This window comes from Modestobacter sp. SYSU DS0290 (assembly GCF_054050955.1).
Genome location: NZ_JBJHAI010000001.1, coordinates 444201 through 458142 on the forward strand (window position 1 = coordinate 444201; position 13942 = coordinate 458142).

A 13942-nucleotide genomic window follows, 5' to 3' on the forward strand; every position below is an offset into this window, starting at 1 on the left:
CTACCGTCGGGGCGTGGACAGCAGCATCGCCGGGACCGCCCGCTCCGACCAGGAGGTGCTCGCCGGCTACCGCCCGCCCAGTCAGCTGGTGCTGGACAAGGAGATCGACCGGATCGACCGGCACTGCGCGGCGTTCATCGGGCTGTCCCCCTTCGCCACGCTCTCCACCGCCGGCGCCGACGGCTGGCCGGAGATCAGCCCGCGCGGCGGTGACCCGGGGTTCGTGCACGTGCTCGACGAGCACCGGCTCGCGCTGCCCGACCGCACCGGCAACAACCGCGTCGACAGCCTGCGCAACCTGACCGAGAACCCGCGGGCCGCGCTGCTGTTCTTCGTGCCCGGCGCGGAGGAGACGCTCAAGGTGTTCGGGACGACGTCGCTGGTCGGCCCGGACGACCTCGGCATCGACCTGACCGAGTTCGGCCGGGCGCCCCGCTCGGTGCTGGTGGTCCAGGTGCAGCGGGTCTACTTCCAGTGCGGCAAGGCGGTCATGCGCTCGGGGCTGTGGGACCCCAGCACGCACGTCGACCGGTCGACGATGACGCCGTTCGGCGAGGTGCTGCGGGAGCACTGCCGGCTGGAGATCCCGCTGCCCGACGACGCGACGATCCGCGCGGAGCTCGCCCAGGAGCTGTAGTCCCGGCTCGCCGGCCGGTCAGCCGGCGAGCTCCTCCCGCTCGGCTCTGCGGGCGGCGACCGCCCGCTGGGCGAGCAGCCGGATCCGGTCGGCGCGGGCCCGGCGTTCCGGTCGGTAGCGGGCGTCCTCGACCAGCTGCCACGCGGCCAGCGCACTGGCCCGGACCTGACCGGGACCCGCGACGTTGACCGGCTGCACCGGCTGGGCTGTGGTCATCACATGCCCCTCTCCCCCACTGGCGGCTGATGGTCAGCGCCGTCGTCCTGTAGTGGCCCATCGTTGGCCGTTCCAACCGTCGATGGCGCCGCTTTGCGGTCGTCCAGGCACCGTTCGTCAGCAGAATCACACCCCTGTGGTTCGGGCGGAACGACCGACGCGACGTTTTCGCCCGCCCGGCGGCGTGTCCTCGTGAGGCACGCCGCGTGGTCGGTCGCCTACGGTCCGGACATGGCGAGCAGATGGCGCGGAGCGCTGGGCCGGCTGGCGACGGCGGTGCGGACGGCCAGTCCCCCGCGCACTGCCCGGCCGGCGACCCCGAGCGCGGTGACCGACCACGACGGGCCGCTGGAGCTGGACTACCGGCCGCGGGACGACGGCCGCCCCGACCCGGGGGAGATCGTCTGGGCGTGGGTCCCCTTCGAGGAGGCCGACGGCCGCGGCAAGGACCGCCCGGTGCTGGTGGTCGGCCGGGACGGCGAGGCCCTGCTGGGCCTGATGCTGACCAGCCGGGACCACGATCGGGACGCCGCCGACGAGGCCCGGCACGGCCGGCACTGGGTCGACATCGGCAGCGGTTCCTGGGACCGGCGGGGCCGGCCCAGCGAGGTGCGCGTCGACCGGGTGCTGCGCCTGGCCGCGGACGACGTCCGCCGCGAGGGGGCCACCCTGGACCGGGCCCGGTTCGACCTGGTCGCCGCCGAGGTCCGCCGGCTGCGCGGGCGCTGACCGGTCAGTCGGTCGAGGGCTCGTTCTCGTGCGCGGACACCCGCGACCGCAGGTGGTAGACGCCGGCGCCCGCGGTCAGGCTCTGCAGGTCGTACCGGTGCACGACCTTCGGCCCGCCGTGCAGGTGGACGTGGGTGACGGTGGGCAGCGGGTCGCCGTGGCGGGCCTCGCGGACCTCCACCCGGCCGTCGAGCGGGCCACCGACGAACAGCAGCACGGCGTCGCTCTCCGCCGGTTCAACGGTGTCCTGGGACAGCGGTCCTCCTCCGATCGGCTCGCGCACCCGGACCAGGGTAGGCGCCTCGGGCCACCCCTCAGCCCTGGCGCGGCCGCAGCACCCGGGCCAGCAGCGGGGCGGTGAAGAGCATCACGAACAACCGCAGCACCTGGACGGCGAGGACGAACGTCGCATCGGCCCCGCTGCCGCTGGCGGTGGCCAGCACCGCGTACAGCCCACCCGGGGTGGTGGCCAGGTAGCCCTCCAGGCGGCTGACCCCGGCCGTCGCCGACAGCAGCAGCCCCAGCCCGGCGCAGGCGGCGATGACGCCGACGATCAGCGCCAGCGCCAGCGGCAGCGCCCGGCCGACCACCCGCAGGCTCGGCCGGGTGAGCCCGATGCCCACCTGCAGCCCGATCGCCAGGAAGGCGACCGCCTGCACCGCCGCCGGCACCCCGGCGCCCTGCGAGACGCCGGTCAGGTCCAGCGCGGCCGCGACGAGCAGCGGCCCGAGCAGCGCACCGACCGGGATGCGGGCCACGCGGCCGAGCACCAGCCCGGCCGCTCCGCAGAACGCGGTGAAGAGCAACCCCGCAGCCCAGCCCGGGCCGTCGTCGACCGGCGCCGCCCCGCCGCCCGGCGAGGCGCCGTAGACCGTGGTCGCCACCACCGGCATCGCCACCACGATCACCAGCACCCGCAGGTACTGCAGCACCCCGACCAGCTGGGCGTCGGCGCCGAGGTCGCGGGCCATCGCGGTGATCCCGGAGGCCCCGCCGGCGACCATCGCGAAGGCCCCGGTCACCGCGCTGATCCCGCGCTGCAGGCGCATCAGCTGCCCGGCGGCCAGGCTGACCAGCAGGGTCGCCACGGTGATCGAGAGCACCGGCAGCCAGTGCTCGGCGACGACCCGGAGGGTCTCCGGCTGCACCAGCGCACCGGCCGAGACCCCGATCAGCGCCTGCGCCCCGGTCAGCGCCGGTCGCGGCAGCACCAGCTGGGTGCGGCCGATCAGCGCCCGGCCCAGGCCCGCGGCCAGCCCGCCGAACAACGCCGGGGAGGGGACGGAGAGCAGGTCCATGACCAGCGCCAGCAGCACCGCGGCGAGGAGGACGACCGCCCAGTCGGCCAGCAACCACCGTCGTCCCCGCGCCACGCGGTGCACTCTGCCGTAGCGGCCTCCCGGCCCCTCAGAGGTTGGCGATGCGGCGGAGCTCGGCGACGTGCGCGTCGAAGGCGGCCCGGCCGGCCCTGGTCAGCGCCAGGCTGGTGCGCTGGCGGGAGGCGATCGTCGCCTTGCGCACCTGCACGTAGCCCGCCTCCTCCAGCTGCTTGACGTGCTTGGAGAGCACCGAGTCGCTCACCTGCACCGCGTCCCGGACGGTCGCGAAGTCCATCAGGTCGACGGCGGCGAGCAGCCCGCAGATCTGCAGCCGCGGCGGAGCGTGCACGACCGCATCGAACCGCGGCTCGACGGCGGTCACCGGCCCTCGCGGAGGCCGGCGACGTAGATCCGGGTGACCCAGCGGCTGAGCAGCCCCGCCGACGCCCCCAGCACCGCGGCCACCACGACCATGGCACCACGCAGGTCGAGCAGGAACTCGGCGGCGGCACCGACGCCGTACAGCCCCAGGAAGCCGATCGCCCACCAGCGCGTGGCCCGTTGGACCCGCCCCTGGACCGGCCCCACCTTCCGGGCGTCCCACCAGACCCCGGTGATCCGCCGGTACGCCGCCATCAGCCCCGCGCACCCGGCGAGGAAGATCACCAGCGCCCCGACGATGACCCAGGTGCTCCGGGACGAGTAGCTGCCGAAGAAGCCGAAGAGGAGCAAGCCCAGGGCGACGTCGTACCACCACGGCTGCATCAGGCGGTCGGCCACCGCGGCCCGGTCGGACTGCAGCGCGGCGAGCTGCGCGGCCGCCTGGTCACGGGTGGCCAGCGGCCCGTCCCCGTCGAGCGGACCGCCGGTCACCGCCGGCCCCGCAGCTCGGCGGCGTAGGCCCGGCTCCAGCGCCGGCCGAAGAGGGTGACCGCGACGCCGAGGACGGCGCCGGCCACGACCATCGCCCAGCGCTGGCCGTACCCCTCGGCGAGCACCAGGGCCCCGAGCAGCACGGGCAGGTAGATCGCGCACCACAGCACCATGGACCGGCCGTCGATGTTCACCCAGACGCCGGTGATCCGCTTGTACGCGGACACCATCGCGCCGAGGCCGCCGAAGAAGACGACCAGCGCCGGGAACGTGACCCAGGGTGAGTCGAACGCGTAGGAGGACAGGAAGCCGAACAGCAGCAGCCCGAGCGACGCGTCGTACCACCCCGGAGGCACGACGCGGTCGGCCAGCGCGTCGCGGTCGGCCTGCAGCGCAGCGAGCTGGGCGACCGCTGCGTCGCGGTCGATCCCGTTGCTTTCCATACCGGAAAGAGTGGCGTATCACTTTCCACTTCGTCAAGAGACACGCCCCTGGTCCCGCCCCGGGCAGCCGTGGTCGAATGACGCTCCAACTGCGACGGCAGTGGAGGAAGCCCGGTGCGACTCCGGCGCGGTCCCGCCACTGTGACCCGGTCCAGGCCGGGGAGTCAGGAACTCCCGCCGTCGCTTCCTGCCACCTCCGGGCGTGGACACCCGGGGAGAGGACCTGTGGTCTCTTCATGACCTATCCCTTCGGCGCCGTCGTCGGCATGGACGACATGCGGCTGGCCCTGCTCCTCAACGCCGTCTCCCCCGCCGTCGGCGGCGTGCTGGTGCGCGGCGAGAAGGGCACCGCGAAGTCGACGACGGTGCGCGCCCTGGCCGCCGTCCTGCCGCCGGTCGACGTCGTCGCCGGCTGCCGCTTCGCCTGCGACCCCGCCGCCCCCGACCCGGAGTGCCCGGACGGTCCGCACGACGCCGCCGCCCCGGGGCAGACCCGCCCGGCCCGGCTGGTCGAGCTGCCGGTCGGCGCCTCGGAGGACCGCGTCGTCGGTGCCCTGGACCTCGAGCGGGCGCTCACCGAGGGCGTCAAGGCGTTCGAACCCGGCCTGCTGGCCGCGGCCAACCGCGGCGTCCTGTACGTGGACGAGGTCAACCTGCTGCACGACCACCTGGTCGACCTGCTCCTGGACGCCGCCGCCATGGGCCGCGCGTACGTCGAGCGCGAGGGTGTCTCGGTGCGGCACGCGGCTCGCTTCCTGCTGGTCGGCACGATGAACCCCGAGGAGGGCGAGCTCCGCCCGCAGCTGCTCGACCGGTTCGGGCTCACCGTCGAGGTCGCCGCCCCCCGCGACCCGGGCGAGCGCGCCGAGGTGGTGCGCCGCCGGTTCGCCCACGACGCCGACCCGGCCGGATTCGCCGACGCCTGGGCCGCCGCCGAGCAGGACCTCGCCCGGCGGATCGCCGCCGCCCGCGAGCTGCTGCCCCGGGTGGTGCTCAGCGACGCCGCCCTCCAGCAGGTCACCGCCGTCTGCGCCGCGTTCGACGTCGACGGGCTGCGCGCCGACCTGGTCACCGCCCGTGCCGCGATCGCCCACGCCGCCTGGGCCGGCCGCACCGAGGTCACCGAGGACGACGTCCGGGTCGCCGCCCGGCTCGCCCTCCCGCACCGCCGCCGGCGCAACCCGTTCGACGCCCCCGGACTGGACGAGGAGACGCTGGAGCAGGCGCTGTCGGACTCCCGCCCCGACTCCCCGCCCGACGAGGACCCCACCCCGCCCGAGGGCACCGACCCGACCGACGGGGGCCCGGACGGCGGTGGCGACGGCGGCGGCGACGGCGGCACACCCCCGCCCCCCACCGGCGGGCCCTCCCCGGACGCGGTCTCCCGGGAGCAACCGTCCGCGGATGTCCGCGAAGAACCGCAGGGTGAGCCGACGACGGCGCCGCGGGGTGAGGGCGGCGGGCACACCGACGCCGCACCCGCCCCGGAGAAGGCCGCCGTCGCGCCGTCCGACCCGTTCCGCACGAAGCGCCTGGAGGTGCCCGGCATCGGCGCGGGCGCAGCCGGACGGCGGTCCCGGGCGCGCAGCGAGCGCGGCCGCGTGGTCGGCTCCCGCACGCCCGAGGGCACCGTGACCAAGCTGCACCTGGTCGACACGGTCGTCGCCGCTGCCCCGCACCAGCGGGCGCGCGGGCGCACCGGCCGCGGGCTGCGCATCGAGCGCGGCGACCTGCGCCAGGCCACGCTCGAGGGCCGCGAGGGCAACCTCGTCCTGTTCGTCGTCGACGCCAGCGGCTCGATGGGCGCCCGTTCCCGGATGGCCGCGGTCAAGGGCGCCGTCCTCTCGCTGCTGATGGACGCCTACCAGCGGCGGGACAAGGTCGGGCTGATCACCTTCCGCGGCGGGGCGGCCGACCTGGCGCTGCCGCCGACCTGGTCGGTCGAGGCCGCCGCCGCCCGGCTGACCGCCCTGCCCACCGGCGGGCGGACCCCGCTGGCCGCCGGGCTGCTCAAGGCCCACGAGACGCTGGCACTGGAGCGGGTCCGGGACCCGCAGCGCCGGCCGCTGCTGGTCGTCGTCACCGACGGCCGGGCCACCGGCGCCCGCGGTGGCGACCACCTCGGTGACGCCCGCCGGGCGGCCGGGCTGCTGGCGACCGCCGACGTCGCGAGCGTCGTCGTCGACTGCGAGTCCGGGCCGGTGCGGCTGGGGCTGGCGGCGTCCCTGGGCGCCCGACTCGGCGCGCAGACGCTGCGGCTGGAGGAGCTGGGCGCCGAGGCGCTCTCCGGCGTCGTCCGCTCGGTGCGAGAGGCCGCCTGACATGCCGCAGGGACAGGTCGCGGTCGTACCGCAGGACGGACTGAGCACCCGGCAGCGCCGCAACCGGCCGCTGCTGGCGGTGCACACCGGCGAGATGAAGGGCAAGTCCACCGCCGCCTTCGGGATGGCGATGCGGGCGTGGAACCAGGGCTGGTCGATCGCGGTCTACCAGTTCGTCAAGAGCGCCAAGTGGAAGGTCGGCGAGGAGAACGCGCTGACCGCACTGGGCCGGCTGCACCAGACCACCGGCGAGGGCGGCCCGGTCGTCTGGCACAAGATGGGCTCGGGCTGGTCGTGGTCGCGCAAGCACGGCGAGGAGACCGACCACGCCGCCGACGCCGCCGAGGGCTGGGCCCAGATCAAGCGCGACCTCGCCGCCGAGGCGCACCGCTTCTACGTGCTCGACGAGTTCACCTACCCGCTGAAGTGGGGCTGGGTGGACGTCGAGGACGTCGTCGAGACGCTGACGAACCGCCCGGGGAGCCAGCACGTCGTCGTCACCGGGCGCGACGCCCCGCCGGCGCTGGTCGAGGCCGCCGACCTGGTCGTGGAGATGACCAAGGTCAAGCACCCGATGGACGCCGGCCAGAAGGGCCAGCGGGGGATCGAGTGGTGAGCCGCCCGGCCCCGTCCCCCGTCCAGTGCGGAGTTGTGGTCGCCCGCCCCCGCGTGTCCGTGCGTGTCGGCGACCAGAAGTGCGCACTCGGCGCGTGGGCTCGCCGATGAGCACCCGCATCCCGCGGATCGTCGTCGCCGCGCCGTCGTCGAACGCCGGCAAGACGTCGATCACCACCGGCCTGATCGCCGCGCTGACCGCCCGCGGGCTCACCGTGAGCCCGCACAAGGTCGGCCCCGACTACATCGACCCGGGCTACCACGGGCTGGCCGCCGGCCGCCCGGGCCGCAACCTCGACCCGTGGCTGGTCGGCGACGAGCGGATCACCCCGCTGTTCCTGCACGGCTCCCGCGGCGCCGACGTCGCGGTGGTCGAGGGCGTCATGGGCCTGTTCGACGGCGCTGCGCACGCCAGCGTGGAGCCCGGCTACGGGTCGACGGCGCAGCTGGCCACCCACCTGCGGGCGCCGGTGGTGCTCGTCGTCGACGCCGCCTCGCAGGCGCGCAGCGTGGCGGCGCTGGTGCACGGGTTCGCCACCTTCGACCCGTCGGTGCGCATCGGCGGCGTCGTCCTCAACCGGGTCGGCACCGACCGGCACGAGGCGATCCTCCGCGAGGCGCTCGGCGCGGCCGGCGTGCCGGTGCTGGGCGCGGTCCGGCGGATCGAGGACCTGCACACGCCCTCCCGGCACCTGGGCCTGGTGCCCGCGGCCGAGCGGTCGGCCGAGGCGGTCCGCACCGTCCGGGCGCTGGGCGCGGTGGTCGAGGCATCGGTCGACCTGGACGCCGTCCTGCGACTGGCCCGCACCGCCCCGGACCTGGCCGGCGAGCCGTGGGACCCGGCCGCGGAGGTCACCCGGGTCGCGGGCCGGCCGGTGGTCGCCGTCGCCGGTGGCCCGGCGTTCACCTTCGGCTACGCCGAGACCGCCGAGCTGCTCACCGCCGCCGGCGCCGAGGTGGTGACCGTCGACCCGCTGCGGGACGACGCGCTGCCCGAGGGCACCCGGGCGCTGGTGGTCGGCGGCGGCTTCCCCGAGGTGCACGCCGGCGCGCTGAGCGCCAACGTCGGCCTGCGGACGGCGATCGCCGACCTCGCCGCCCGCGGCGGTCCGATCGCCGCGGAGTGCGCGGGGCTGCTGTACCTGTCCCGGGAGCTGGACGGTGAGCCGATGTGCGGCGTCCTGCCGACGACGACGGCGATGCACCCGCGGCTGACCCTGGGCTACCGGGCCGCGGTCGCGCTGACCGACAGCGTGCTGGCCCCGGCCGGCACCCGGGTGCGCGGGCACGAGTTCCACCGCACCACCGCGGGCCCGACCGCGGGCCCGACCCCGGCCTGGCAGTGGAGCGCCGACGGGCCGGAGGGCTTCGTCAGCGGGAACGTGCACGCGTCCTACCTGCACCTGAACTGGGCCGGATCACCCGGGATGGCCACCCGCTTCGTCGCCGCCGCCGCGCGGCTCCCCCAGGAGGTCGGCCGTGCACATCGCTGAGGGGTTCCTCCCCGAGACCCACGCGCTGGGCTGGACCCTCGCCGCAGCCCCGTTCGTGGTGCACGGCGCCCGCGCGGTGGTGAAGGAGGTCCGTGAGCACCCGGAGTCGACGCTGCTGCTCGGCGCGGCCGGCGCGTTCACCTTCGTGCTGAGCGCGATCAAGCTGCCCTCCTTCAACGGCAGCTCCAGCCACCCGACCGGCACCGGCCTGGGCGCCGTCCTGTTCCGGCCGCCGGTGATGGCGCTGCTCGGCACGGTCGTGCTGCTGTTCCAGGCGCTGCTGCTCGCCCACGGCGGGCTGACCACGCTGGGTGCCAACGCGTTCTCCATGGCGGTGGTCGGGCCGTGGGTCGGCTACGGGGCCTACCGGCTGGTGCGCGGCTGCGGCGGCGGGCTGCTGGTCGGTGTCTTCGCCGCGATGGCGCTGGCCGACCTGGCCACCTACGTGACGACGTCGCTGCAGCTCGCGCTGGCCTTCCCGGACGCGGAGAGCGGGCTGGCCGGTGCGGCGCTGAAGTACCTGGGCGTCTTCGCGGTCACCCAGCTGCCGCTGGCGATCGGCGAGGGCCTGCTCGGCGTCCTGCTGTTCCGGGTGCTCACCGTCAACGCCCGCCCCGAGCTCGAACGCCTCGGCGTCCTCCGCCCCGAACCGGAGCCCGACCCCGTGCCCCACCAGGACGGCGTGGCCCGGGAGGGGCTCCGATGAGGCGGCACCTGGTCACCGCGCTGCTCGTGCTGGCCGTGATCGCGCTGTTCGCCGCCCCGCTGCTGCTGGACCGGGAGAGCGAGTACGCCGGCACCGACAGCCAGGCGACCGAGCTGGTGCAGGAGTCCGACCCGGACTACGAGCCGTGGTTCGAGTCGGTGTTCTCCCCCGGCTCCTCGGAGATCGAGTCCGGGCTGTTCGCGCTGCAGGCCGCGCTGGGCGGCGGGGTGCTCGGGTACGTGCTCGGCCGGCTGCGCGGCCGGCGGACGGCGCACCGGGCGGCAGAGAGCCCCACCCCGGGCCCGTGACCGGGCTCGCGATCGACGACGCCGCCTGGGCCAGCGCCTGGCGGCGGCGGTCCCCGGCCGACAAGCTGCTGCTGTCGGGCGGGCTGGTGCTCAGCGCCCTGGTGCTGCCGGTGTGGCCGGGCAGCGTGCTGGTCGGGCTGGCCGCCGTCGTCCTGGCGCTCGGCCCGGCCCGGGTGCCGGCGCGGACGTTCGGCCGGGCCATCCGGCTGCCGCTGGCGTTCATCACCATCGGGGCACTGACCGCGGTCGTGCAGATCGGCGACGGCGGCCTGGGCTGGGCCCCGGACGCCGCTGCGCGGGCCGGCGGGCTGGTCGGGCACGCCCTGGCCGGCAGCGCCGCGGTGCTGCTGCTGGCGACCACCACGCCGATGTCGGACCTGCTGCCCGCGCTGCAGCGGTTGCGGGTGCCGGCCGCGGTGGTGGAGGTCGCCTCGGTCACCTACCGCCTGCTGTTCGTGCTGCTGACCAGCCTGACCACCATCCGGGAGGCGCAGACCGCGCGGATGGGCCACTCCACCGTGCGCCGGTCCTACCGCTCCAGCGGGGTGCTCGCCGCCGCCGTGCTGACCCGCTCCTGGGACCGCGCCCGGCGGCTGCAGGACGGGCTGGCCGGCCGGGGCATGGAGACCGGCCTGCGGGTGCTGCCCGAGACGCTGCCGGGCTCCCGCCGGTTCGAGGCGCTCACCGTCGCCGGGCTGGCCGCGCTGGTCACCGTCGGGGTGCTCGCATGAGTCACCTGACCCTGGCCGCGGCCGGGCTCACCGTGGGCTACGACCGCCGCCGGCCGGTGCTCGACGGCGCCTCGCTCACCGTCCCGGCGGGCCGGCGGCTGGCCGTGCTGGGCGCCAACGGCTCGGGGAAGACGACGCTGCTGCGCTGCCTGTCCGGTGCGCTGGAGCCCGCCCGCGGCCGGGTCACCCTGGACGGCGCCGAGCTGCACCACACCCGGAAGGGGCTGCGCGCGCACCGGCAGGCGGTGCAGCTGGTGCTGCAGGACCCCGACGACCAGCTGTTCAGCGCCTCCGTCGCCCAGGACGTCTCCTTCGGCCCGGTGAACCTGGGCCTGGCCGAGGACGAGGTGCGCGCCCGGGTGGCCGAGGCGCTGGAGCTGCTCGCGGTCACCCATCTGGCCGAGCGGCCCACCCACCAGCTGTCCTACGGGGAGCGCAAGCGGGTGGCGATGGCCGGCGCGGTGGCGATGCGCCCCTGCGTGCTCCTGCTGGACGAGCCGACCGCCGGGCTCGACCCGACCGCGGTCGGCGAGGCGCTGGCCGCCCTCGCCCGGCTGCAGGAGGCCGACTCGACGGTGGTGATGAGCACCCACGACGTCGACCTGGCGCTGCGCTGGGCCGACGAGGTCGCCGTCGTCGTCGACGGCCGGGTGGTGCAGGGGGCGCCGGAGACCGTGCTGGGCGACGACGCGCTGCTCGCCCGGGCCCGGCTCGACCGGCCCTGGGCGCTCACCGTGGGCGCCCGCCTGCGCGCGCTGGGGCTGCTGCCCGACGGCGCCCTGCCCCGCGACGCCGACGCCCTGCTCGCCGCGCTGCCCGACTCCCCCGGCGTCCGGGCGTGATCACCGTGGGCCTCGGGGCCCGGAGCGGGGTGACCGCCGACGAGGTGCTGGCCGCGGTCGACGCGGTCCTCCCGCCGGACGCCGGACCCGTCGTGCTGGCCACCCTCGACGCCCGGGCCGCGGAGCCCGGGCTGCGCGAGGCCGCCGCCCGCCGGGGCTGGCCGCTGACCGGGCACCCCGCGTCGGCGCTGGCGGCGGTGCCCGTGCCGGCGCCCTCGGCGCGGGTGGCCGCCGCGGTGGGCACCGGCTCGGTCGCCGAGGCCGCCGCGCTGCTCGGCGGCGGCCGGCTCGTCGTCGGCAAGACCGTGCACGGCCGGGTCACGGTCGCGGTCGCGACCGGCGACGACGTCGATCTCCGGCACCACGGGGACGCCGAGGTCGCCCCCGGGCTGGTCGACCTGGCGGTGAACGTGCGGGCCGACGCCCCGCCGGCCTGGCTGCGCGCAGTGCTGCACGAGGCGCTGGACGCCAGCGCCGGCTACCCCGACCAGGGTCCCGCCCGCGCCGCCGTCGCCGCCGCGCACGGGCGGCCCCCCACCGAGGTGCTGCTCACCGCCGGCGCGGCCGAGACCTTCACCCTGCTCGCCCGGGCGCTGCGCCCGCGCCGGGCCGTCGTCGTGCACCCCTCGTTCACCGAGCCGGAGGCGGCGCTGCGGGCGGCCGGGCACCCGGTCGAGCGCCTGCTGCTGTCCGCCCCGGCGTACCGGCTGAACCCCGCAGCGGTGCCGGCCGACGCCGACCTGGTGGTGCTCGGCAACCCCACCAACCCGACGTCGGTGCTGCACCCCGCCGACGCGGTCGCCGCGCTGGCCCGGCCCGGCCGGGTGCTGGTGGTCGACGAGGCGTTCGCCGACTCGGTGCCCGGCGAGCCGGCGTCCCTGGCGCACCGCACCGACCTGCCCGGTGTGCTCGTGGTGCGCAGCCTCACGAAGACGTGGGGGCTCGCCGGGCTGCGGATCGGCTACGCCCTCGGCCCGGCCGACCTGGTCGCGGCGCTGGCCGCGCAGCAGCCGCACTGGCCGGTCTCCACCCCGGCGCTGGCGGCGCTGGTCGCCTGCAGCACCGACCGCGCCCGGGCCGAGGCCGACGCCGTCGCCCGGCAGCTGACCGCGCACCGGCGGGAACTGCTGGCCGCCCTCCCGGCCGGGGTGGAGGTCGTCGGCGACCCCGCCTCGGCCTTCGTGCTGCTGCGCGTGCCCGGCGGCGCCCGGGTGCGCGCCCTGCTCCGGGAGGAGGGCTGGGCGGTGCGCCGCGGGGACACCTTCCCGGGGCTGACCGGCGACCATCTGCGGGTCGCCGTACGCGACCCGGGGACCTCCCGTGCGTTCGGCCAGGCGCTGGCTGCCATCCTTGAGCAGGTCACCGCCGACGTCGCCGCTGATCTGCCAACCCGCCCGGCCGCCCTGGCAGAGGAGACCGATGACCGCGACTGACCCCGCCCCGGCCGCCGTCTACCCGGTCGGGCTGCGCCTGGCCGGACGCCGTGTCGTGGTGGTCGGCGGCGGCCAGGTGGCCCACCGCCGGGTGGCCGGGCTGCTCGAGGCACGCGCCCTGGTCACCGTGGTGAGCCCCGAGGTCACCCCGGCACTGGAGGCCCTCGTCGCCCCGGGCTCGGTGACCTGGCACCCCCGCCGGTACGTGCGCGGCGACCTGGACGGCGCCTGGTACGCCGTCGCCGCGACCGACGACCCGGACGTCAACGCCGCGATCGCCGAGGAGGCCGAGCGGGCCCGGGTGTTCTGCGCCCGCGCCGACGACCGGTCGGCCTCCAGCGCCTGGACCCCCGCCGTCGGCCGGCAGGGCGACCTGGTGGTCGGCGTGCACGGCGGCGGCGACCCGCAGCGGGCCATCGGCGTCCGCGACGCGGTGCTGGCCGGGATCACCGACGGCTCCATCTCCGACCGCGCCGCCCGCACGGCCGAGGGCGCGCCGGGCAGCGTGGTGCTGGTGGGCGGCGGGCCGGGCGACCCGGGCCTGGTCACCGTCCGCGGCCGGCACGCGGTGGCGACCGCCGACGTCGTCGTCGCCGACCACCTCGCCCCGCAGGGCCTGCTCGCGACGCTGCCCGCCGGGGTCGAGGTGATCGACGCCTCCAAGCTGCCGCGCGGGCGGTCCATGGCCCAGGAGCAGATCAACGAGTTCCTGGTCTCCCGGGCGCGCGCCGGCAAGCGGGTGGTGCGCCTGAAGGGCGGCGACCCGTTCGTCTTCGGCCGCGGCTGGGAGGAGCTCGAGGCGTGCGCGGCCGCCGGGGTGCCGGTCGAGGTCGTGCCCGGGGTCACCAGCGCGATCGCCGTCCCGGGGCTCGCCGGGGTGCCGGTCACCCACCGCGGCATGACCCACGAGTTCGTCGTCGTCTCCGGGCACGTGCCGCCCGGACACCCGGCGTCGCTGGTGGACTGGGCCGCGCTGGGCCGGCTGCGCGGCACCGTCGTCGTCCTGATGGGCGTGGACACCGCGCCGCAGATCGCCGCCGCGCTGGTCGAGCACGGCCGTGACCCGCAGACGCCGGTCGCCGTGGTCGCCGACGGCGCCACCCCCGGCCAGCGCACCGTGCGCACCACCCTCGTCGGCCTCGGCCGGGCGATCGCCGACGAGGGCATCCGCCCGCCGGCGGTCTGGGTGGTCGGCGACGTCGTCGGCCTCGGCGCCCCGCCGGCCTGATCCGGCCGCGGCACACGCGGCGTGGCCGCAGAGGCACGCAGAAAGCAC

At 76.7% G+C, this 13942-nt stretch carries 17 protein-coding genes and 1 riboswitch; of the genes, 11 read left to right on the forward strand and 6 right to left on the reverse strand.

Annotated features, from left to right (window positions below; all coding sequences use genetic code 11):
• Positions 1–13: 13 nt before the first annotated feature.
• Entirely contained in the window at positions 14–637 is a 624-nt protein-coding gene (locus tag ACI795_RS02215; protein ID WP_457073523.1) for an MSMEG_1061 family FMN-dependent PPOX-type flavoprotein, read from the forward strand.
• A gap of 18 nt (positions 638–655) precedes the next feature.
• On the opposite strand, the gene ACI795_RS02220 is transcribed toward ACI795_RS02215, so the two are convergent.
• On the reverse strand, positions 656–853 hold the full coding sequence (locus ACI795_RS02220) for a hypothetical protein (RefSeq protein WP_457073524.1): 198 nt from the start codon (positions 851–853) through the stop codon (positions 656–658).
• Between the two features lie 231 nt (positions 854–1084).
• On the opposite strand from ACI795_RS02220, the gene ACI795_RS02225 reads away from it, so the two are divergent.
• Positions 1085–1582, forward strand: coding sequence for a type II toxin-antitoxin system PemK/MazF family toxin (locus ACI795_RS02225; protein WP_457073525.1), 498 nt, complete (start codon positions 1085–1087; stop codon positions 1580–1582).
• 4 nt (positions 1583–1586) lie between these two features.
• Here ACI795_RS02225 and ACI795_RS02230 read toward each other — a convergent pair whose 3' ends face one another.
• Genes ACI795_RS02230 through ACI795_RS02250 form a run of 5 tightly spaced genes read right to left on the reverse strand, consistent with a single transcriptional unit; the run spans position 1587 to position 4217 of the window.
• Positions 1587–1865, reverse strand: a complete 279-nt coding sequence (locus tag ACI795_RS02230; protein WP_457073527.1) for a hypothetical protein — start codon at positions 1863–1865, stop codon at positions 1587–1589.
• Positions 1866–1896: 31 nt separating this feature from the next.
• A complete protein-coding gene (locus tag ACI795_RS02235) occupies positions 1897–2955 on the reverse strand; it encodes an AbrB family transcriptional regulator (RefSeq protein WP_457073528.1) in 1059 nt (352 codons plus the stop codon).
• A gap of 34 nt (positions 2956–2989) precedes the next feature.
• A complete protein-coding gene (locus ACI795_RS02240; RefSeq protein ID WP_457073530.1) occupies positions 2990–3283 on the reverse strand; it encodes a transcriptional regulator in 294 nt (97 codons plus the stop codon).
• A complete protein-coding gene (locus ACI795_RS02245; protein ID WP_457073531.1) occupies positions 3280–3774 on the reverse strand; it encodes a hypothetical protein in 495 nt (164 codons plus the stop codon). The genes ACI795_RS02240 and ACI795_RS02245 overlap by 4 nt, the downstream gene beginning before the upstream one ends.
• Complete coding sequence (locus tag ACI795_RS02250) at positions 3771–4217, reverse strand: hypothetical protein (protein ID WP_457073533.1); 447 nt, start codon at positions 4215–4217, stop codon at positions 3771–3773. Before ACI795_RS02250 ends, ACI795_RS02245 begins: the two co-directional genes overlap by 4 nt.
• A 78-nt stretch (positions 4218–4295) precedes the next feature.
• A riboswitch (adenosylcobalamin (AdoCbl) riboswitch) is annotated at positions 4296–4407 on the forward strand.
• Positions 4408–4453: 46 nt separating this feature from the next.
• On the opposite strand from ACI795_RS02250, the gene ACI795_RS02255 reads away from it, so the two are divergent.
• The 9 genes from ACI795_RS02255 to cobA all read left to right on the forward strand — a co-directional run bounded on the left by ACI795_RS02255 (position 4454) and on the right by cobA (position 13894).
• Positions 4454–6538 (forward strand): putative cobaltochelatase, encoded by a 2085-nt coding sequence (locus ACI795_RS02255; protein ID WP_457073535.1) that lies wholly within the window; start codon positions 4454–4456, stop codon positions 6536–6538.
• Between the two features lies 1 nt (position 6539).
• Positions 6540–7154, forward strand: coding sequence for a cob(I)yrinic acid a,c-diamide adenosyltransferase (gene cobO / locus ACI795_RS02260; protein ID WP_457073536.1), 615 nt, complete (start codon positions 6540–6542; stop codon positions 7152–7154).
• A 106-nt stretch (positions 7155–7260) separates the two neighbouring features.
• Positions 7261–8646: a cobyrinate a,c-diamide synthase gene (locus ACI795_RS02265; protein ID WP_457073538.1), complete on the forward strand. Its 1386-nt coding sequence runs from the start codon at positions 7261–7263 to the stop codon at positions 8644–8646.
• On the forward strand, positions 8633–9352 hold the full coding sequence (locus tag ACI795_RS02270) for an energy-coupling factor ABC transporter permease (protein ID WP_457073540.1): 720 nt from the start codon (positions 8633–8635) through the stop codon (positions 9350–9352). The genes ACI795_RS02265 and ACI795_RS02270 overlap by 14 nt, the downstream gene beginning before the upstream one ends.
• On the forward strand, positions 9349–9660 hold the full coding sequence (locus ACI795_RS02275; RefSeq protein WP_457073542.1) for an energy-coupling factor ABC transporter substrate-binding protein: 312 nt from the start codon (positions 9349–9351) through the stop codon (positions 9658–9660). Before ACI795_RS02270 ends, ACI795_RS02275 begins: the two co-directional genes overlap by 4 nt.
• Positions 9657–10391 (forward strand): cobalt ECF transporter T component CbiQ, encoded by a 735-nt coding sequence (gene cbiQ, locus ACI795_RS02280; protein ID WP_457073543.1) that lies wholly within the window; start codon positions 9657–9659, stop codon positions 10389–10391. Before ACI795_RS02275 ends, cbiQ begins: the two co-directional genes overlap by 4 nt.
• The gene (locus tag ACI795_RS02285) at positions 10388–11233 is read left to right on the forward strand and encodes an energy-coupling factor ABC transporter ATP-binding protein (protein ID WP_457073544.1); all 846 of its coding nucleotides are present in this window, start codon (positions 10388–10390) and stop codon (positions 11231–11233) included. Before cbiQ ends, ACI795_RS02285 begins: the two co-directional genes overlap by 4 nt.
• Positions 11230–12666, forward strand: a complete 1437-nt coding sequence (gene cobC, locus ACI795_RS02290; protein ID WP_457073546.1) for an Rv2231c family pyridoxal phosphate-dependent protein CobC — start codon at positions 11230–11232, stop codon at positions 12664–12666. Before ACI795_RS02285 ends, cobC begins: the two co-directional genes overlap by 4 nt.
• Complete coding sequence (cobA, locus tag ACI795_RS02295; protein ID WP_457073547.1) at positions 12653–13894, forward strand: uroporphyrinogen-III C-methyltransferase; 1242 nt, start codon at positions 12653–12655, stop codon at positions 13892–13894. Before cobC ends, cobA begins: the two co-directional genes overlap by 14 nt.
• Positions 13895–13942 lie beyond the last annotated feature (48 nt).